Raw genomic sequence first — 628 nt, forward strand, 5'->3', positions numbered from 1 at the left:
ATCGGTGGTGTGACCGCGGAGTCGCTGATCCTCGTCACCAATCTCTTCACCGTTTATCGCCTCTGGCGGGACCGGCGTCGAAGCGTGTAGCCCGGGCGACGACGCATTGCCGTTCCGGACGGCTGCAGGCGGTTGATTCCGCGCGTCACGACCCAAAATCCGTGGGGGTACAGGTCACAGCCCGCACTGGACGGAGTGTGGCATCATGGCGGGTGAAGGACCTGCCGCTGACGCGTCGGGTCCGCCGATGCGCATTGAGGGGATCGATGATCGACTTGCCGTTTCTCAGCACCCGGGCCGACGACACGGTCGGCGACCTGAATGACTACCAGGGCTACGATCGCGACGAATATCACAGCCTCGGGGCGAGCTGGCTGATCCGCATGGCGCTGTTCTTTGGCTGGCCGCAGTCGCTGCGGCACACGAGCGCGCTGCACATCGCGGATGCGGACGCCTTCCAGGGCTATCTCGGTCTGCCGGACACCTGGGCCGGCGACAAGGATGACCCCGGTGAGGTCCGCGCGGAGCGCGCCGAAGCGAGTCTGCGCCGGCAGCTCGCCAGCCATGAGGGGCCGGACGGGCGGCTCGATCCGGACAGTCCGCTCTTCCGTAACATCGAGCTCCTGGA

1 protein-coding gene is annotated in these 628 nt (G+C 66.6%); it reads left to right on the forward strand.

Translation table 11 applies throughout. The features are described 5' to 3' along the window. Positions 1-266: 266 nt before the first annotated feature. Positions 267-628 (forward strand): hypothetical protein (locus G7A99_RS23580; RefSeq protein ID WP_163144490.1); only part of this gene is annotated, 362 nt, incomplete at its 3' end.

It is taken from the genome of Arhodomonas sp. KWT, from assembly GCF_010993615.1.